At 62.3% G+C, this 19,568-nt stretch carries 16 protein-coding genes and 2 tRNA genes; 5 read left to right on the top strand and 13 right to left on the bottom strand.

The genetic code is table 11. The features are described 5' to 3' along the window. The first annotated feature begins 102 nt into the window (after positions 1-102). The 4 genes from AC1AUD_RS07065 to AC1AUD_RS07050 all read left to right on the top strand — a co-directional run bounded on the left by AC1AUD_RS07065 (position 103) and on the right by AC1AUD_RS07050 (position 1,901). Positions 103-507: a hypothetical protein gene (locus tag AC1AUD_RS07065; protein ID WP_476573417.1), complete on the top strand. Its 405-nt coding sequence runs from the start codon at positions 103-105 to the stop codon at positions 505-507. Positions 508-592: 85 nt separating this feature from the next. Further along, entirely contained in the window at positions 593-847 is a 255-nt protein-coding gene (locus AC1AUD_RS07060; protein WP_476573415.1) for a hypothetical protein, read from the top strand. 11 nt (positions 848-858) lie between these two features. Next, positions 859-1,182 carry a hypothetical protein gene (locus tag AC1AUD_RS07055; RefSeq protein ID WP_476573413.1) on the top strand — a complete coding sequence of 108 codons (324 nt, stop codon included), beginning with the start codon at positions 859-861 and terminating at the stop codon, positions 1,180-1,182. A gap of 110 nt (positions 1,183-1,292) precedes the next feature. Then, positions 1,293-1,901, top strand: a complete 609-nt coding sequence (locus AC1AUD_RS07050) for a toll/interleukin-1 receptor domain-containing protein (RefSeq protein ID WP_476573411.1) — start codon at positions 1,293-1,295, stop codon at positions 1,899-1,901. Between the two features lie 416 nt (positions 1,902-2,317). Here the strand turns inward: AC1AUD_RS07050 and AC1AUD_RS07045 are convergent, their stop codons facing one another. Next, complete coding sequence (locus AC1AUD_RS07045; RefSeq protein WP_476573409.1) at positions 2,318-3,007, bottom strand: Fic family protein; 690 nt, start codon at positions 3,005-3,007, stop codon at positions 2,318-2,320. 86 nt (positions 3,008-3,093) lie between these two features. Continuing rightward, positions 3,094-3,167, bottom strand: a tRNA-Pro gene (locus AC1AUD_RS07040). 195 nt (positions 3,168-3,362) lie between these two features. Here AC1AUD_RS07040 and AC1AUD_RS07035 point away from each other — a divergent pair. Then, on the top strand, positions 3,363-4,505 hold the full coding sequence (locus tag AC1AUD_RS07035; RefSeq protein ID WP_476573407.1) for an ABC transporter permease: 1,143 nt from the start codon (positions 3,363-3,365) through the stop codon (positions 4,503-4,505). 15 nt (positions 4,506-4,520) lie between these two features. Here AC1AUD_RS07035 and glgX read toward each other — a convergent pair whose 3' ends face one another. From glgX to rpsA, 11 genes are all read right to left on the bottom strand, one after another. Continuing rightward, positions 4,521-6,644 carry a glycogen debranching protein GlgX gene (gene glgX, locus AC1AUD_RS07030; RefSeq protein WP_476573598.1) on the bottom strand — a complete coding sequence of 708 codons (2,124 nt, stop codon included), beginning with the start codon at positions 6,642-6,644 and terminating at the stop codon, positions 4,521-4,523. Between the two features lie 81 nt (positions 6,645-6,725). Further along, positions 6,726-7,379 carry an NUDIX hydrolase gene (locus AC1AUD_RS07025; protein ID WP_476573596.1) on the bottom strand — a complete coding sequence of 218 codons (654 nt, stop codon included), beginning with the start codon at positions 7,377-7,379 and terminating at the stop codon, positions 6,726-6,728. After that, entirely contained in the window at positions 7,376-8,383 is a 1,008-nt protein-coding gene (locus AC1AUD_RS07020) for a Nif3-like dinuclear metal center hexameric protein (RefSeq protein ID WP_476573405.1), read from the bottom strand. Before AC1AUD_RS07020 ends, AC1AUD_RS07025 begins: the two co-directional genes overlap by 4 nt. A 61-nt stretch (positions 8,384-8,444) precedes the next feature. Then, entirely contained in the window at positions 8,445-11,273 is a 2,829-nt protein-coding gene (polA, locus tag AC1AUD_RS07015) for a DNA polymerase I (RefSeq protein WP_476573403.1), read from the bottom strand. Positions 11,274-11,282: 9 nt separating this feature from the next. Next, positions 11,283-12,053, bottom strand: coding sequence for an ANTAR domain-containing response regulator (locus AC1AUD_RS07010; RefSeq protein ID WP_476573401.1), 771 nt, complete (start codon positions 12,051-12,053; stop codon positions 11,283-11,285). A 66-nt stretch (positions 12,054-12,119) separates the two neighbouring features. Beyond that, positions 12,120-12,202, bottom strand: a tRNA-Leu gene (locus tag AC1AUD_RS07005). A gap of 266 nt (positions 12,203-12,468) precedes the next feature. Beyond that, on the bottom strand, positions 12,469-13,917 hold the full coding sequence (pyk, locus tag AC1AUD_RS07000) for a pyruvate kinase (RefSeq protein WP_476573399.1): 1,449 nt from the start codon (positions 13,915-13,917) through the stop codon (positions 12,469-12,471). Positions 13,918-14,141: 224 nt separating this feature from the next. Then, positions 14,142-15,146, bottom strand: coding sequence for a TerC family protein (locus tag AC1AUD_RS06995; RefSeq protein WP_476573397.1), 1,005 nt, complete (start codon positions 15,144-15,146; stop codon positions 14,142-14,144). A gap of 39 nt (positions 15,147-15,185) precedes the next feature. After that, positions 15,186-17,297 carry an excinuclease ABC subunit UvrB gene (uvrB, locus tag AC1AUD_RS06990; protein WP_476573396.1) on the bottom strand — a complete coding sequence of 704 codons (2,112 nt, stop codon included), beginning with the start codon at positions 17,295-17,297 and terminating at the stop codon, positions 15,186-15,188. Then, positions 17,269-17,910, bottom strand: coding sequence for a dephospho-CoA kinase (gene coaE, locus AC1AUD_RS06985; RefSeq protein WP_476573394.1), 642 nt, complete (start codon positions 17,908-17,910; stop codon positions 17,269-17,271). The genes uvrB and coaE overlap by 29 nt, the downstream gene beginning before the upstream one ends. A gap of 96 nt (positions 17,911-18,006) precedes the next feature. Further along, complete coding sequence (rpsA, locus tag AC1AUD_RS06980; RefSeq protein WP_476573393.1) at positions 18,007-19,479, bottom strand: 30S ribosomal protein S1; 1,473 nt, start codon at positions 19,477-19,479, stop codon at positions 18,007-18,009. Positions 19,480-19,568: the final 89 nt, after the last annotated feature.

Genomic DNA, 19,568 nt, shown 5'->3' with positions numbered 1-19,568 from the left:
ATGGAGTGCCGTCCGCTGCGGCTGGCGAGAGATGCGGCTAGACTGGATATCGAGGAGAGGGAGCGAGGGAACACTGAGGCGACGCTTTGCGAAGGAGATTCCATGGACGGCGAAAGACGTATTCCCATCGATTGGCGGCAGGTGCAGGCGTGCGCGACGCCGGGACGACGGTTCAAATCACGCACGGACGCCGCGGTCAAGTCCGTCTGCCCCAATGACGCGGAGATCTGGCGGGCGCGCGTCGTTACGCTCGATAAAAGGGACTGGCTGGCCGTCGTTTCCTCAAGCGTGGCCAATTTTCCGTGGGATATGCTCATCCAAGCAGCCGACTGCATCCGGCTCCAGCTATTCCCCGACGCTCTCTATATCGTCAAAGGCAATTCGCGCACGATGCTGGCGCATATCACCAGAAAAGACGTGCGTCTGCGCCCTCTCTCCGGCCCCGATCCGGCCGGCGAATACCGCGATGGTTCGCGCACGCTGGCGCAGGTCTACCGGGTGCAGTAGGCGTTTTTGATTTGTGGCTTATAGCCTTTCCTCCACCGATATATGACATATGCATGGTAGTCCTATAATGTGGTACCATATATGCATGTTCGAATGTGAGGAATCGGCCTTCAAGCACTGGTTCTCGCAGGCGCAGATCGATTACGTGATCACGCATGCAGTGGCGGTGTTTGAGGTCGAGTCGCGAAAACCCGGCGACCGCACCATGGCCTTCCTCGGGTACGTGGACGAGTCACGGGAACGTCGCGTGGAGGTGCTGGTCTCCCAGCGCACTCGAAAGGTGTTCCATGCAATGGACTGCCGCCCTGAGTGGCAACGGTTCTTCGACCAGGCGGAATGAAAGGAGCAACCATGGCACGCAACGATGAATGGTCCGAGCTGTCGGACTCGTATGCGCAGCATACCCCGAAGATCGTCGGCGAGGTCATCCGCCCCCGCAGGACGCTCACCGCAGAAGACCTGGACGATATCTTCGCGGGTCGTCCGCTTGCGGAACAGCCCCGACAGCAGGCGTCCGTAATGTGCAAGACCTATCTGACGCCGGACATGGCCTCCATGGCCGACGCGCAGGCCAAGAAAGAGCGCCTGTCCAAAGCGGCTCTGCTGCGCAAGGCGCTGGCGGCATACCTCAACAATCCCGCTGCGGCGGATGCCCGCATCCCACAAGCCGCATAATTACAAACCGGAACCGCGGGCTATTGCCTGCAACCTCGATCGCACCGGCCCCTCGCAAGAGGGGCCAGGTTGTTTTTCTCCCTAGATATGTATCGCCCAATCTTTTCGGAATGGCAGTCACACCAAGCATGACTACAAACGACAAGTACTCCTACGATGTGTTCATTTCCTATGCCTGGTCGAAAGAACAGTCGGAATGGGTGCGGCTGATTGCCTCCCATCTTCACCTCATGGACTTCCAGGTCGGCCTTGACAATAATCTTCCGTATGGGGATGATTTGATCGCCTTCATGAAAAGCCTCTCCGACGCTCGCCACGTTCTTGTGATCGTCGATCAAACCTATCTGGAGAGAGCTCAAAAGGCTGGAACGGGAGTCGCCACGGAATCCCAACAAATTCAAGATGTCCTTAATGAAAGGCCATCCAACTGGCTGAGCTTCATCGCAGTGGATAATGCCGATTTCTCCCTGCCGAATTGGCTGAGCAAGAATAATCCCAAGGGATTTAATTTCAACCAACGTAAGGATGGATTTCTCTACGATTCCCAGATTGAAGACTATGGCGTTGGATCGTTGATTTTCCAGCCGATAAGTCGAATGCAGAAGACCTCGCGCTCATTCGCAAGCGAATGTTGCGAGTCGAGCGTATCAAGAACCTTCGCGACCCGAACCGCTGGACGAATCCCAATCTCGAAGGCACCGTTCACTTCGAGTACCTGAAAGCATCCCATAACACTTTCACAATGGGCCATGGCATACATGAATTCCGTTTCAATGTTTCAGAATGCGGGAAACAGACCCTGTATGTGTATAACGACGATGTGCTAGCAGTGGACATTCTTCCGCAATCTCGCTCGATTGATGAAGCCGCTGGGAACATACAAGAGGGCAGACGTGTCATTGCCGATAAAGGACAGAGCGTGGTCCTCTTGAACGATGATGGATGTCTCTGCGTTATCCGCATCATTGATGTGCTCAACACAGGCGACCCTAACTCAACGTTTGTGGATTTCTCATACAAAATCGTTTGCGAGTAGGCAGAAAATGAGCTTCAAGATACCACTTACGAGAAGAAGTCCTGATTTCTCAATCGCATGAACAAATTCGGTAAAAGAGGGGTCGGTTGCTTTTAAAAACTATATGGACGCAGCGCGGCTCTCGGCTAGGGTGAGGCCGCCTGGGACGTGGCCGATTGCGTGCTCAGCCAGCCATGTGGAAAGCTGGGTGGAATCATTGGTTTCGTAATAGCGCAACAACTTGTCCGTGAATTCACGCTTCAGCGATGGGGCGATGGAGAACACGCCGACGCCGGCATTAATCAGCACATGGTTCGCCGCCATGATCGCAGTGCGTTTATTCCCGTCATTGAACCATTGGCCTCGCGTGATGGCAAGGAACGTCCGTATCGCACGTTCCTCGGGATCGTCGATACGAGACAACTCCGTAATGCAATCATTCGATGTGGCCAACGTCGGAATCCCGGGAATCCAATCGGTTCCCCCGATCCTCACCATAATCTGCCGCAACGCCCCCGGATCGCGCACAACGCCTCCGGAGCCCAGAAGACGGTTGTATTGGCAGACATACGCCCAATCCAGCGTCTGGGACACGTTGTCGAACAGAAACATCCATGCATGCTTGATATTGTTCACGACCACAATGTCGTTGACGGCCATGCCCTGCGGCGCACGCCCCTCGAAGATCTCCTCGGTGTCGGGGAACGTGATGCCATCGACCTCGATGTTCGAGGTCTTCCACACTAGGTCAAGAATGAGTCGCTTCGCCAATTCCACGGCCTCGTTGCGTTTTGCATCATTCTCATGCATCGAGTCTCCCCATCAGCGGTCATCAAGCAATAAAAACAAGAGCCTCCGGGTTTGAGCACTGTGAGGAGGCTTGGAGGCTACTGTTGTCGGGCTAGCCGGATTTGAACCGGCGACATCCTGCTCCCAAAGCAGGCGCGCTACCAAACTGCGCTATAGCCCGTTGTGCGCGAGGAACACGCGGTCCGAGCACGCACGAACAACCAGTATAACGCAACATCCGCCCCATCGACCCATTGGCGGTAAAATGGATTGTCGGCCTGCCGCCGGGCGGGCACGAACATGGGAAACACGGGGATGCAGGAACGATATTCCCGAGGAAATCCCAGCGGATAAAAAAGATACGAGGGAGGCCGGCATGGGGCGTCACCAACGGGCCGAGACCTCCGGTCTGATCTCCTTCTTCGTATGCGCCGTGATCGGCGCGATTTCGATGAACCTCTATATGGAGGCCGCGCCGGCCATCTGGCAGGTCACCCAGCGCCGGTTCATGGTGTGCTCGGGCATCGTCGCGGCATGCGGCGTCATCTCGTTCTGCCTGGGATACATGCGCCAGTCCCGTTCCCTGAACTTGAAGCACGGCTGGCTCGCGCCCGTGCGCCGCATCTTCGAGACGCTGTCCCTGTCCGTCGTCTACGCGGCGACGATATTCCTCTCCTCCTTCGCCCTGATCTCGGTGGCGGGCGACATCATGGGCAACGCGATGTTCGCCGGCTATCTGTCGAGCGTGTGCGCGGCCTTCGCCGGCATAGTCGGCTACATGACCTTCGTGCAGGCGGAGATGATGAACGCGAAGACGCTGGCCTCGCTGCTGCCGTTCTTCGTCGTCTCGGGCGTGTGCACGGCGGGATTGACGACCGACGACCCGTATTGGTATCACAACAACTTCTCCCAGCTGGGCGACCGCACGACCTTCGCGGCGCGCATGTTCAACTCCACGCTGATGCTGGCCGGCGTATGCATCATCATCGTCAGCTACTTCGCGATCTCCGAGCTGCTGACCACCGAACGCCTGCAGCGCCTGTGGCATGACCACACGCGCGAGGACCCGAACCGCGGCTATGAGATCCCCCATTTCATGACGCGCATCAGCGTGCTCGCCGCCCTGCTCATGCTCTCCGGGCTGGCGTTCGTGGGCATCGGCGCGTTCCGCTACACGCCGCACAACCTCCTGCACAATATCTGCGCCAAGGGCCTGCCCTTCGTGATGCTCGCGCTGTTCCTGGCGCTGCCATGGCTGGCGCCGCGCCTATCGAAGGCGACGATGGTGATCTCCGACCTCGGGGCGCTGGTGTGCGCCCTGTTCTGGGCGAATATGATGCAGGGCCGCAACACGCTGACCAATGTGGAGGCGGTGGCCGGGCTCATGTTCCTCGGCTGGTTCATCGTCTTCTCCCGCCAGATCGCGGCCATCGAAGCGGACCGCGTGGCCATGCAGCTGGCCCGTCTGCAGGCGCATGTCGACGAAGGCATCGAGTCGCGCCTGCCGGCGGATCGCTGAGCGGGATATCCGTCCCTACCGGCCCATCCGCTCCTGCCCCGCGCGTCCGGCGCTCATCAGGATCATCAGACTGCGCGACTGAGCCGTGATCGAGAACCCGGCCTCATAGGTCAGCTCCGGCCCCTTCGGATTGTAGGTGTCGACGACGAGCTGCCACTTGTCGCCGTAGCGTTCGTCGGGCAGTGTGAACTGGATCGGCTCGTAATGCGCGTTGAAGATGAGGATGAAGTCGTTGTCGACCATCCGGTTGCCGTACCAATCGGTCTCCGGGATGTCGGCGCCATTGAGGAACACCATCATCGAGAACGCGTGCGTGTTGCCCCAGTCGTCCATGTCCATGATCGAACCGGTGTGGTCGAACCATTCGACCTGCGGCACGGTGTCGGCCTGGTCCCCCGGCTCGCGCCCTTCGAAGAACCGGCGGCGGTGCAGCACCGGATGGTCGAGCCGCAGATGGATGAGCTTGGAGACGAAGGCGAACATGTCGCGACGGACCTCGGTCAGGTTCCAGTCGGTCCACGAGATCTCGTTGTCCTGGCAGTAGGCGTTGTTATTGCCCTGCTGGCTGCGTGCCACCTCGTCGCCGCCGCAGATCATCGGAACGCCCTGCGAAACGAGCAGCGTGGCGAACATATTGCGCATCTGACGGGCGCGCAGCTCGTTGACGTCGCGGATGTTGGTCGGCCCCTCGACGCCGCAGTTCCACGAGCGGTTGTTGGACTCGCCGTCTCGGTTGCCCTCGCCGTTGGCCATGTTGTGCTTCTCGTTGTAGCTGACGAGGTCGGCCATGGTGAAGCCGTCGTGCGCGGTGATGAAGTTGACCGAGGCGACCGGGCGGCGCCCGTTGACCTGGTAGAGGTCGGAGCTGCCCATGAGGCGCGAGGCGAATTCGGGCAGGGTCGAGGGCTGCGAGCGCCAGAAGTCGCGCACGGTGTCGCGGTAGCGGCCGTTCCATTCGGACCAGCTGGAGGGGAAGCCGCCGACCTGATAGCCGCCGGATCCCAGGTCCCAGGGCTCGGCGATGAGCTTGACGTGGCAGAGCACCGGGTCCTGTTCGACGATGTCGAAGAAGGCGGAGAGCTTGTCGACCTCCTGGAACTGACGGGCGAGTGTGGCGGCCAGATCGAAGCGGAAGCCGTCGACATGCATCTCGGTGACCCAGTAGCGCAGCGAGTCGGTGATCAGCTGCAGCGCGTGCGGCGAGCGCATGAGCAGCGAATTGCCGGTGCCGGTGGTGTCGAAGTAATGCCTGGGATCGTTGTCGACGAGCCGGTAATACGCCTGGTTGTCGATGCCGCGCATGGACAGGGTCGGGCCCATATGGTTGCCTTCGGCGGTGTGGTTGTAGACCACGTCCATGATGACTTCCATGCCGGCCTTGTGATAGGCCCTGACCATCGCCTTGAATTCGTTGACCTGCTCGCCGCGCTGGCCGGAGCTGGAATAGGCGTTGTGGGGCGCGAAGAAGCCGATCGTGTTGTATCCCCAGTAGTTCGTCAGACCCTTCTCCTGCAGGAAGGAGTCGTTGACGAACTGCTGGCTGGGCATCAGCTCGATGGAAGTGACGCCGAGGTGCTTCAGGTATTCGATGACGGTGGGATATGCCAGTCCCGCGTAGGTGCCGCGGATCTGGGGCGGCACGTATTGGTTGAGGTTGGTCATGCCGCGCACATGCGCTTCGTAGATCACGGAGTCGTGATACGAGATCATGGGGTGCTGGTCGTTGCCCCAGTCGAAGAAGGGGTTGACGACGACGGATTTCATCGTATGCGCGGTCGAGTCGAGGTCATTCATGCGGCTTGTGTCGTCGGGACTGTCGAACCAATACGAATACAGGCTTTCGTCGCCGTCGATATTGCCCTCGATGGCCTTGGCATACGGGTCGAGCAGGAGTTTGCTGGGATTGCAGCGCAGCCCTCGGTCGGGATCGTAGGGACCGTGGACGCGGTAGCCGTATCGCTGTCCGGGCTGGATGCCGGGCAGATAGTTGTGCCAGACATACGAGTTCTGCTCGTTCATCTCGATGCGGGTCTCGTTGTCGTCATCGTCGAACAGACACAGTTCGACCTTCTGCGCGACTTGGGAGAAGAGGGCGAAGTTGACTCCCGCGCCATCGTAGCTTGCACCAAGGGGATACATGGATCCGGGTCTGATCTGCATGCTTCTAAGTATGGCACGATTCGCGTGCGCTTGTGGGTTTTGCGGTCCCTTCGGCGTTCTTCAGTCGATTCCGGCGCGTTGCCGGCGCAGTCGTTCGCGTTGGATCGCGATGATCGAATTGGAGGCGGTCACGTCGAGCGCCTTGAGTCCGGCCCAGTCGATCCACCCGGATGCGACGTGTTCGTCACGGTCGAGATCGAGGGGCACGCGGCGCCATGCGTCCATATGGATGACCATGATGTGGGCGAGTTCATCGGTCATGCCTTCCGAGGACCAGCAGTCGGCGACCTGTTCGATTCGGTATCGTCCCGGTTCCGGCGCGACGCCGGTTTCCTCGGCGAGCTCGCGCAACGCGGCTTGTTCGACCCCCTCCCCCGCGTCCATGAGACCGGCCGGCAGTCCATAGGCGAAACGGTCGCAACCGATGCGGTATTCCCTCTCGATCAGATACCGGTCCGCGGCCGTGTCGTGGACGAGCATGACGACGCATGGCGCGTGCCGGAGCACCTGCCGGCGGATCACAGGTCCCTCGCGTCGCGTGCCGTCGGCGTCGGGCGTCGCGGGCAGCCGCAGCGTCATATCCTCGACATGGAATATCGCGCCGGTATAGACGGTGTCGCATGACAGCACTTCGACGGCGCCGTCCATATCGATGCCGTCGGCGGTGTGATCCAGCGCGCCGTCGATGTTCCTCTCCTCGCTCACGCCGCCTATGCCTCCTTGGATACCGAGGCCAGCATCGGCGCGGCCGTGGCCTGGCCCGCCTCGACGATGCGACCGGGCTCAGGTTTTCCAATGCCTGCGGGCGTGATGGAGAAATCCCACGGATCGGTGACCATTTGCAGCCATACGGCTTCCGGCCGCTCCCCGGTGGCCGTTTCGATGGCGTCGGGCACATCCTGCAGCGCGTAGGAGAACCACATGGATTCGATGGCCGAGTGAGGCGTATTGATCAGGGCGGGGCGGGCGATGCCGTCATATGCCGCCGAGGCCGCTACCGGCGCATGTCCCACCGTGATGCCGGCGGCGCGCAGACGCGCCTCGTGCCGGGCCTGTTCCATGGCGTCGGTGGCCGGATGATGCCGCAGATCGCTGGTCACATAGACGTCGGCGCCGCTGGCGCGGGCCTCGCCGAACAGGGAGTCGCCCGAACCGGGCAGCAGGGCCACGGTTTCGACCGGCATATCGGCGTCCCCCGCCACCTGGATGCCCATGGCGGTGCGCATAGGCAGCGCCTCGTAGACACGTTGCGCGAAGTCGCGCAGGGCCATGGGCTCGCGCAACCGCCCAATGCGACCCAAGCCCACGGGATGCGCGGCGGATGGGTCGTCGATCGGCACCAGCGGGCGCTGGTCGATCAGGCCGAAGCCGTCGGCGGCGGCCTGGCCGACACCGCGCCACGAGGCGTCGGCGTTGGTGTGCCCGACCCACAGCGCGCAATGGCCTTCGTTGAGACGGCGCACGACGTCGCCATGCGGCCCCAGTCCGCTTACCTCGTGCACGGAGCGGAACAGCAACGGATGATGCGTGACCAGGAGGTCCGCGCCCCGCTCAAGCGCCCGTTCGACGATCGCGACCGTCGGGTCGGCGGCGAACACGATGCGCGTCACGGGCGCGGACAAATCGCCCACGATGAGTCCGGGCGCATCCCATTCCTCCGCGTATCGCAAGGGATACAGCGTTTCGAGCGCGGTGACCGCCTCATGCAGTGTGACCATGGTGTCTCCCTTCCGTATGCTTTCCGCGTGTGCGCTTTAAGCGGGCGGATGCCCGACCGGCTCAGTGCGCGGCGAGCTGCCAATCGGCGCCGACGCCAGTGGACACGTCCAGCGGCACGTCGAGCGACACGGCGTGCTCCATCGCATCCCGGATGACCCGTGTGGCGGTTTCCTCCTCGCCGGGGGCGATCTCGACGACGAGTTCGTCGTGGATCTGCAGGATGATGCGGCTGTTCATGCCCGCGTCCCTCAACCCGTCGGCGGCGCGCAGCATCGCGATCTTCATGATGTCGGCCGCGGTGCCCTGGATCGGCGCGTTGAGCGCGGCGCGCTCGGCGGCGTCGCGCGCGTTGCGATTGGACGACTTCAGCGCCGGGAAATAGCGGCGCCTACCGAACATCGTCTCGGTGTATCCGCGTTCGCGTGCGTCGGCGACGCAGGACTCGAGGAAATCATGGACCTTTCCGAAGGTGGCGAAGTACTTGGCCTTGAGCGTCTCGGCCTCATGCGGCGCGATCTTCAGCTGTTGGGCGAGTCCATAGGTGGACAGGCCGTAGGCCAAGCCATAGCTCATCGCCTTGACGTGGCTGCGCTGGTCGCCGGTGATCTCGTCGACCGGCAGGCCGTAGACGAGGCTGGCCACATACCGGTGGAAGTCGGCGCCGGAGCGGAAGGCCTCGATCAATGCCTCGTCGCCGGACAGATGCGCCATGATGCGCAGCTCGACCTGCGAATAGTCGCAGCTCATCAGCGATTCGAAGCCCTCCCCCGGCACGAAGGCGCCGCGGATCTCGCGTCCGGCGGCATTGCGGTTGGGGATGTTCTGCAGATTCGGATCGGCGGAGCTCAGACGCCCCGTGGCGGCCACGGTCTGTTCGAAGGTGGTGTGGATGCGCCCGTCGGCGGGATTGGTCGCTTCGACAAGCGTGGCGACGATCTGCTTGAGCTTGTTGGTCTCGCGGTGACGCAGCAACGCGCCGAGGAAACCGCTGGCGCGTTCGTCGTCGGCGTAGGCCACGTAGAGATCCTGCAGCGCGGCCGCATTGGTCGTGTATGAACCGGTTTTGGTGCGGCGGGATGGCTTGAGTCCCATATCCTCGAACAGCACGTGGCTCAGTTGCTTGGGGCTCTGCAGGTTGATCCGGGAACCCGCGCACTCCCAGGCGATCTCCTGCGTCTGCCTCGCATCGGCGGCGAAGCCCTCGTGCATGTCAGCCAGGCGGTTCTGGTCGACCTTGGCGCCCTGCTTCTCCATGTCATGCAGCACGCGGGACACCGGCAGTTCGAGTTCGCGCAGCAGGCGTCGCTGGCCGGTGGCGTCGACGCGCGGCGCGAGAGTGCCCGTCAACGCATCCACGATGGCGACGCGCTTGGTCTCGCCCTTGTCGGCGTCCTCGGCATCGGCCTCCCCCTGCTCGTCGATGTCCAGCAGACCCTGCGTGGCTCCCCCTTCGCTTTCCTCCACATGCACGTCGAGGAAATGCGAGGCCGCCTTTTCCAAACTATCCGCATGGAAGTCGGGCTGCACCAGGTATCCGGCCAGCTTGGTGTCGAAGGCGGGGGCGGGCAGGGCCAGTCCCGCCGCGCCCAGCATATGCATATGCTCCTTGACGCCGTGCACGGCGAGCGAGCCGGCATGGCCGTCGAGCATGGATTGCAGTGCGTCCCTGACCTCGGGCGCGAATGGCGCGGCGATGGCGATGGCATGGCCGTCGGCCATGACGAACAGCGTCTCAAGAGTGGCCTGTCCGGGTTTCGCGGTGCCTCGGGCGTTGATCGTCCAATGCGGGGTGGTGTCGGCGGCGCAGGAGCCGTTCTCGGCAGATTCCCGGTCGCCGGCAGGCGTGATATCGTCGGCCGCCGGCAGATGCGCATCGGCCCAGGACTGGATGGCCCCGGCATCGGCCGCCTGGTCCACCACCGGCACCGCGATGCCCTGTCGGCTGTCCTTCGCCCCATCCAGAGGCTGCAAGGCCGGCTTTTCGCCGCCGTTGAAGACCCGGAGCACACGCGAACGGGTGCGCGGACCGAATTCCAGATCGGCGAACAGCCTGTTGGCCTGGTCGGCGTCCATATCGCCAAAGCGCAGGTCCTCGACCTTGACGCCAAGCTCGACATCGCGCACCAGCGCGTTGACGCGGCGGTTGAGCCGGACCTGGTCGAGGTTCTCGCGCAGCGCCTCGCCCTTCTTGCCGCCGATTTCCTCGGCATGCTCGATGATGCCATCAAGTCCGCCGTAGAGGTTGATCCATTTGGCGGCGAAGCCATCGCCCACGCCGGGCACACCGGGGATGTTATCGGCGCTTTCGCCGCGCAGAGCCGCCAGATCGGGATATTGGGCCGGGGTGACCTTGTATTTCTCCACGACGGCTTGCGGCGTCATATGCTTCAGGTCCTTGAAATGATGCCCGGGGTAGAGCACGGTGATGTGCTCGTCGATGAGCTGGAAGGCATCGCGGTCGCCCGAAAGCACCAAGGTGTGATATCCGGCGTCCTCGCCCATCGTGGCGAGCGTGCCGATCACATCGTCGCCCTCATATCCGGGTTTCTCGATATAGGTGACGCCCAATGCCGTGAGCATGCGCTGGATCAGCGGCAGCTGGCTCAGCAGTTCCTCGGGCGCCGCCTCGCGCGTGCCCTTGTATTGCGGCAGCATCTCGTTGCGGAAGGTGCCGCCCTTGACATCGAAGGCGACGGCCAGCAGATCGGGATGCTCGGCTTCGATCACCTGCGAGAGCATCGAGGCGAAACCCCATACGGCATTCGTCGCCTGGCCGGCGGCGGTGCTGAAATTCTCGACCGGAAGCGCGAAGAACGCGCGGAACGCCAGCGAATGGCCGTCAACGACCAGCAGCGTTCCGCGCGTTCCCTTGTTGTCTGTGCTCTCCATGCCCAGGCGTCAGCGCTCGTCGTGCTCGGGCTTGGGATCGCCATACTTGGCGATGATCGCCATGGCAAGGCGCTTCTTCGGGATGCGCTGATCCATGGAGGTCTTCTGGATCCAGCGGAAGGCGCCCTGCTCGGAGAAGTCGGCCTTGTCCATCAGCAGACCCTTGGCGCGGTCGACGAGCTTGCGCTCCTCAAGCGTGTCCTGGGCCTTGGCCAGATCGGCCTGCGCCTTGGCCAGCTCCTCCTGGGTGGCCTTGAGCTTGTTCTCGCCGCGTTCGACCGTGTCGAGCAGGTCGTTGATCTCCGCGAAGCGGCCCATCGCCACCTCGAGGGCGGGCAGCAGCTTCGACTCCTCGTAGGGCTTGGTCACATAGGCCATGGCGCCGGCGCCGGTGGACTTCTTGACCAGATCGGGCTGGGAGAAGGCGGTGAGCATCACCACGGGCGCGATGTTCTCGTCGCAGATGATGCCGGCGGCGGTGATGCCGTCCATACGCGGCATCTTGACGTCCATGCACACCACATCGGGACGCTTCTCACGGGTCAGTTCGACGGCTTCCTCGCCATTGGCGGCCTCGCCGACGACTTCGTATCCGTTGTCCTCGAGCATGCCCACCAAATCCATGCGGTTCACCGATTCATCCTCGGCGACGACGACGGTAGGCTTGCGATTGACGTCCTTGGCCTTGACGGCATCGCCATCCCCTTCGGCGACGGCCTGCAGTTCCTCAGCGGTGAGCACTTCGTCCACAGGTTCGTTCGTCGTCTTGCGCGCTGCCATGCTTACCTCTTTTCATATCAGCCCGTCGTCATTTGACTTCCCCGACATCGGGCGTTGAATCCATCGTGCCGCTGGCCGGACTCGAACCGGCACGGGTTTTGGCCCGGAGCATTTTGAGTGCTCTGCGTCTACCATTTCGCCACAGCGGCTTGGAACAGAGCCAGCATAGCACATGGTGCGGTTAGCGCGGCCGATATGCGCGTTGGCGAGTCGGATATGTCGGATATGGACGTGTTTGATATGGTGAATCCCCGCCTTCCAAGGGGAAAACGGGGATTCGAAGTTATAAAGAACGAATACCACGGACAGTGGTTACGTTCTGTTATAAGGATGGCTCCGGCGGGATGGAAGCCCACTGGGCTTCCATCTTTTCCGCCTCGCGCGACTGATTAGTGCAATTCCTACGGAATTACGATCAGTCGCAGGCTCCAACCGTGTGGACGTAGATGGAGTCGGTGCGTCCCGGGTTGTGGTCGCCCTGGGCGGAGCTCAGGATGACGATCTTGTCACCGTCGTTGACCTTACCGGCGTCCTTGAGGACCTTGTCGGTGAAGATCATGAGGTCCTTACGGGACTTGTCATGATAATCCTCGGTCACCAGCACCGGATCGGTGCCCCAGGAGAGGTTGAGCCAGTGATAGGTGTGCTCATTGTTGGTGATGCCATAAATCGGGGCGGCCGGACGCTCACGGGAGACGCGGTGCACGGTGGCGCCGGTCTGAGTGTAGGCCACGATGGCCTTGGCGTTCAGCTTGTCAGCCAGGTTCACGGCAGCGGAGGACACGGCGCCGGTGGACGACATATCGAGGTCCTTCAGCTGCGGGATGCGGGCGAAGCCGTGCTCGGTCGCATAGTTGGAGATGCGGTCCATGGTCGCGACAGTCACGTCGGGGTACTTGCCCACGGCAGTCTCGTTGGAGGTCATGGTCGCGTCGGCACCGTCAAGCACGGCGTTGGCGCAGTCGGAGGCCTCGGCGCGGGTCGGCACCGGGTTGTTCACCATGGAGCCGAGGACCTCGGTGGCCACGATGACGGGCTTGGCATACTGGCGGGAGAGCTCGATGATGCGCTTGGTGGCCAGCGGGACCTCCTCGAACGGGCACTCGACGGCCATGTCGCCACGGGCGGCCATGATGCCGTCGAAGGCCTTGACGATGTCCTCGAGGTTGTCGAGGGCCTGCGGCTTCTCGATCTTGGCAACGACCGGCACGCGGCGGCCTTCCTCGTCCATGATCTCGTGGGCGCGATCGATGTCGGTGGCGTAACGCACGAAGGACATGGCGATGATGTCGGCGCCGATCTTGATGCCCCAGCGCAGATCCTCCTCGTCCTTCTCGGTCAGGGCCGGGGTGCTCACAGCCACGCCGGGCAGGTTGATGCCCTTGTGGGAGGAAACCGGGCCGGCGACGACGACCTTGGTGTACACGTCGTTGCCCTCGACCTTGGTGACCTCGAGACGGACCTTGCCGTCGTCGATCAGGATCGGGTCGCCCGCGTGGCAGTCGCCCGGCAGGCCCTTGAAGGAGGTGGAGACGCGGTGCTCATCGCCGACGATCTCGTCGGTGGTGATGATGAACTCCTGCCCCTCCTTGAGGAACACCTTGTCGGTGCCATCGGTGCAGTCGGCTTCCTTCACCCAGCCAGTGCGGATCTTCGGGCCCTGGATGTCGACGAGAACGGCGACGTTCTTGTTCAGATCCTTGGCGGCCTTGCGGATGTTCTTGTAGCACTCCTCGTGCTCCTCGAAGGTGCCGTGGGAGCGGTTGATGCGGGCGACGTTCATGCCCGCCTCAATCAACTTCTTGATGTTCTCATAGGAGTTGCTGGCGGGACCGAGGGTGTCCACGATCTTGGCTTTGCGCATGTAATGCCTGCCTTCTTGTTATCGACCGGCAGCCCGGGTGGCGGCCGGATTCCATGAGTCAGTCTACTAGTCTTTTGCGCGCTTTGCTACTTTTTCCCCGGGTGTGTTGTGAGCGCTAACAGTTCAACAATAAGAACGCCCCGGGCGATGCGCTTCCATCACCCGGGGCGTTCTCGTTCGCTGTTGGTGGAGCTGGGCCTTCTGTTCCAGCTCAGTCAACGGAGTCAGCGGGTCTCGTCGATCTGCTTGGATTCCTTGCCCTCGACGGCGCGCATGCGCAGCACGCTGGCAAGCGCCGCCGAGCCGATTGCCACGACGATGACGGCAAGCGAAAGCCAGGTCGGCACCTCGGGCACCCAGGAAACTGGCTGTCCGCCGTTGATGAAGGGCAGCGAATTGCCGTGCAGCGCCTCCATGATGAGCTTGACGCCGATGAAACCGAGCACCACGGACAGGCCCATCGGCAGATAGACGAGCTTGTCGAGCAACGCGCCGAGCAGGAAGTAGAGCTGCTGCAAGCCGAGCAGGGCGAAGACGTTCGAGGTGAACACGAGGAACGGATCCTTGGTCAGGCCGAAGATCGCCGGGATCGAGTCGAAGGCGAACATCACGTCGGTAGTGCCGATGGCGAGGAACACGATGAGCATCGGGGTCCAGTAGCGCACGCCGTTCTTCGTGGTCCGCAGCTTCTCGCCATCGTAGGTATCAGTGATCTTGACGACCTTGCGCATCATGCGGATCAGGCCGTTCTCATGGTATTCCTCGTCCTCCTCCTTGCCGGCGACGAGCTTGACGGCCGTGACGATAAGGAAGGCGCCGAACAGGAAGAACACCCAGGTGAAGCGTTCGATGATGGCGGCACCGATGAGGATGAATATGCCGCGCAGCACAAGCGCGACGGTGATGCCGATGGACAGGACGAACTTCTGGAGCACCTTGGGCACGGCGAAGTTCGACATGATGATGACGAAGACGAAGAGGTTATCGATCGACAGACTGTATTCGGTCAGCCATCCGGAATAGAACTCGATGGCGGGCTTGTGCCCGGCGAAGAACCAGATGCATCCGCCGAATATCAAGGCCATGGCCACGAAGAAGGCGATATGCTGCACGCATTCCTTGGTGGAGGGCACATGAGGGCGGCGTCCGATGACAAACAGGTCGACGATGAAGAACAGTGCGATCACCACAAAAGTGATGATTTCAAACGCAAGCGGTGTTTCGGCCATGGCTCACCAGCATAGGGAAACCGCCGGATTTTGCCCAGATCAGCCCTTTGCCTGCGTCATGGCGCGCAATTCCTTCTTTAGGTCGCGGATCTCGTCCCTTAAGCGGGCGGCGAGTTCGAACTGCAACTGCTCGGCAGCGGTGTGCATCTGTTCGGAAAGCTGACGGATCAGATCGGCCAGGTCCTGGGCCGGCAGCCCGGCTCTGAGGATCTCCTCATGGCGCTTGTCCGCTTCCCCCAGGTCGAGGACCGGCACGCCCAGATGCGTGTTTCCGGCCTTGCCGGCGTTGCGGTAGCCGCCTTCGAGCAGCGTCTGGGTGTCCACATCCTCCTTGGCGAGCATGTCGTTGACATCGCTGATCTTCTTGATCAGGGGCTTCGGGTCGATGCCATGCTCAGTGTTGTAGGCGATCTGCCGCTCGCGGCGGCGGTTCGTCTCGTCGATGGCCTGGTGCATGGCCTCGGTGATCTGGTCGGCGTACATGAGCACCGTGCCGTCGACGTTGCGCGCCGCGCGGCCGATGGTCTGGATCAGCGAGCGATAGGAGCGCAGGAAACCCTCCTTGTCGGCGTCGAGGATGGCCACCAGGCTCACCTCCGGCAAGTCCAAGCCCTCGCGCAGCAGGTTGATGCCGACGATCACGTCGATCTTGCCCTCGCGCAGCTCGCGCAGCAGCTCGACGCGCCGCAGCGTGTCGACATCCGAATGCAGGTATTCGACCTTGATGCCGCGTTCCAGCAGATAATCGGTCAGGTCCTCGGCCATCTTCTTGGTCAGCGTGGTCACCAGCGTGCGTTCTCCGCGTTCGACGCGCGCCTTGATCTCGCCGAGCAGGTCGTCGATCTGCCCGTCGACCGGCCGCACCTCGATCCTGGGGTCGACCAGTCCGGTCGGGCGGATGATCTGTTCGACCACTCCGTCGGACAGGCCCAGCTCATAGTCGCCGGGCGTGGCCGACAGATAGACGGTCTGGCCGACGCGGTCGAGGAACTCCGGCCATTTGAGGGGGCGATTATCCATCGCCGAGGGCAGGCGGAAGCCGTGTTCGACCAGCGTGCGCTTGCGCGAGGCGTCGCCTTCGTACATCGCGCCGATCTGCGGCACGGTGACGTGGCTTTCGTCGATGACCAGCAGGAAGTCATCGGGGAAGAAATCGAGCAGCGTATGCGGCGGCGTGCCGGGGGCGCGCCCGTCGAAATGCCGCGAGTAGTTCTCGACGCCGGAGCACACGCCCACCTGCGTGAGCATCTCGAGGTCGTAGGTCGTGCGCATCTCGAGGCGCTGCGCCTCAAGCTGCTTGTCCTGTTTCCTGAGCTCCGCCAGCCGTTCGTCCAATTCCTCTCGGATCGTCTTCAACGCACGTTCCATGCGCGCGGGACCGGCGACATAATGCGAGGCGGGGAAGATATGTACTTCGCTCTCGTGGGCGATCTCGTCGCCGGTCAGCGGATGCAATGTCGAGATGCGGTCGATCTCGTCGTCGAAGAACTCGATGCGCACGGCAAGCTCCTCGTAGACCGGGATGATCTCGACCGTGTCGCCGCGCACGCGGAAGGTGCCGCGGGTGAAGGCGATGTCGTTGCGCTTGTATTGCATGTCGACGAAGGTGCGCAGCAATTGGTCGCGGTCGATCTGCTGGCCTTCCTTGAGGAAGAGCATGCGCCCGGCGTATTCCTCCGGCGTGCCGAGGCCGTAGATGCAGCTGACCGTGGCGACGACCACGCAGTCGCGGCGCGTGAGCAGATTCGCGGTGGCGGCGTGGCGCAGGCGCTCCACGTCGTCGTTGATATTCGAGTCCTTCTCGATGTAGGTGTCGGTCTGCGGGATGTAGGCCTCGGGCTGGTAGTAGTCGTAGTAGCTCACGAAATAGCTGACGGCGTTGTCGGGCATGAGCTCGCGGAATTCGGCGCACAGCTGCGCGGCGAGGGTTTTGTTCGGCTCGATGATCAGGGTCGGGCGCTGCAGTTTTTCGATGAGCCAGGCCGTGGTGGCGGTTTTTCCGGTGCCGGTGGCGCCCATGAGCACGACGTCGTTCTCGCCGTTCTCGATGCGTTCGGCGAGTTCCGCGATGGCGGCCGGCTGGTCGCCGCTCGGACGATAGGGCGATTTGACGACGAAGGGTTTATTCGTCCGCTCGATGTTGAAGCCCATGACTTTCCTCCTCATGCCATTCCCGGACCAGTCTATCAAGGGTTTCGAACGTGTGTTCGACGGGAAGCGAGGTGTCGACGATCACATCGGCGATGGTCTCGCGCTCGGCGCGCGTGGACTGGTGGCAGATGCGGTCGGTCGCCTGCGCGCGCGTCATGCCACGCTCTGCGGTCATGCGCGCGATGCGCTCCTCCTCAGGAGCCTCCACAGTGACGATATGGTCGAAGGCGAACGGAATCTCGCCTTTGGCGATCACTTCGGCCAACAGCGGCACGTCATGGACGATGAGTCGCGCCTCCGGATGCGCTCGCTCGATCTCGGCAGCGGCCTGATATATCAGCGGATGCTCGATGGCGTCGAGCCGTTCGCGCGCGCCGGGCTCGGCACTGGTCCCGAAGATATGCTCGGCGACCCACGCGCGGTTCAGGGTGCCATCGGCGTGCAGCGCCTCGGAACCGAATGCGGCGGCGATACGCGGCAGCGCCGCTCCCCCGGGCCGAACCACTTCACGGGCCAAGGCGTCGTAATCCACCACCAACGCACCCAATTCACGCAGACGCCGTGCCGCCGTGCTTTTGCCCGCCGCGATGCCACCGGTCAATCCGATCCGCATATCCGCTCCGTTTCATTCGCAACTTGCATATATAAAGGAAACCCGGCACCGGATGGACCGGGCCGGGTTTCAGCAGTCAGCTAACGCTGGGCGAACTCACTTGCCGAGCAGCTGGTCGCGCAGGGCGGCGAGCTGATCGGAGTCGGCGAGCGTGCCGGCGGAGGTGGACTCGGAGGAGTAGTTGGACACTTCCTCGACCTTCTCCTCCTTGGGGCCCTGGCCGTCGGCGGCAGCGGACTCGGCCGCGTGCTCGATCTCCTTGGCCACGAACTCCTTGTGCTGCTCCCACAGGTCGTGGGCGGCCGCGTACTGGGCCTCCCACTCCTCGCGCTGCTTCTCGAAGCCGGCGATCCACTCGTTGGTCTCCGGGTCGAAGCCCTCGGGGTACTTGTAGTTGCCCTGCTCGTCATACTCGGCCGGCATGCCGTAGAGCGCCGGATCGAAGTCCTCGGAAGCCGGGTCGACGGAGTCGTTGGCCTGCTTGAGGGACAGGGAGATGCGGCGACGATCGAGATCGACGTCGATCACCTTGACGAACACGATCTCGCCCGGCTTGACCACGGTCTCCGGGTTCTCGACGTGACGGTTGGCGAGCTCGGAGATGTGCACCAGGCCCTCGATGCCGTCCTCGACGGAGATGAACACGCCGAACTGCACGATCTTGGTGACCTTGCCCTTGACGATCTGGCCGGGGACGTGGGTGCGGGCGAAGCGCTGCCACGGATCCTCCTGGGTGGCCTTGAGCGACAGGGAGATGCGCTCGCGGTCCAGATCGACGTCCAGCACCTCGACGGTGACCTTGTCGCCGACCTTGACGACCTCGGACGGGTGGTCGATGTGCTTCCAAGACAGCTCGGAGACGTGGATGAGTCCGTCCACGCCGCCAAGATCGACGAACGCGCCGAAGTTGACGATGGAGGACACGACGCCTTCGCGGATCTGGCCCTTCTTGAGCTGCGAGAGGAAGGTCTCGCGCACCTCGGACTGGGTCTCCTCGAGGTACTGGCGACGGGAGAGGACCACATTGTTGCGGTTCTTGTCGAGCTCGAGGATCTTGGCCTGGATCTTCTGACCGATGTACGGGGACAGGTCGCGCACGCGACGCATCTCGACCAGCGAGGCCGGCAGGAAGCCACGCAGGCCGATGTCCACGATGAGGCCGCCCTTGACGGCTTCGATGACGGTGCCCTCGACGACGCCGTCGGCTTCCTTGATCTTCTCGATGTCGCCCCAGGCGCGCTCGTACTGGGCACGCTTCTTGGACAGGATCAGACGGCCTTCCTTGTCTTCCTTGGTGACGACAAGGGCCTCGACGGTGTCGCCGACCTCGACGACCTCGTCGGGATCGACGTCCTTCTTGATGGAAAGCTCGCGGGAGGGGATGACGCCCTCGGTCTTGTAGCCGATGTCGACGAGGACCTCGTCATGATCGATCTTGACGACCGTGCCCTCGACCAGATCACCATCGTCGAAGTTCTTGATGGTGGAATCGACTGCCTTGATGAAATCCTCCTCGGTGCCGATGTCGTTGATGGCGACCTTGGTGATTTCGGTGTTGTTCTCTGCCATGTAAATACTATGGTTTCTAATAGTTGGTTGGATATTACTCGATCTTCAGTTATTTTGCACGCCCACTGATGGACATACAAAGATAAAGA

The organism is Bifidobacterium sp. LH_730, from assembly GCF_056355835.1.
The sequence above is the reverse complement of the archived record's forward strand: the minus strand, read 5'-3'. Positions and strand labels throughout refer to the sequence as shown.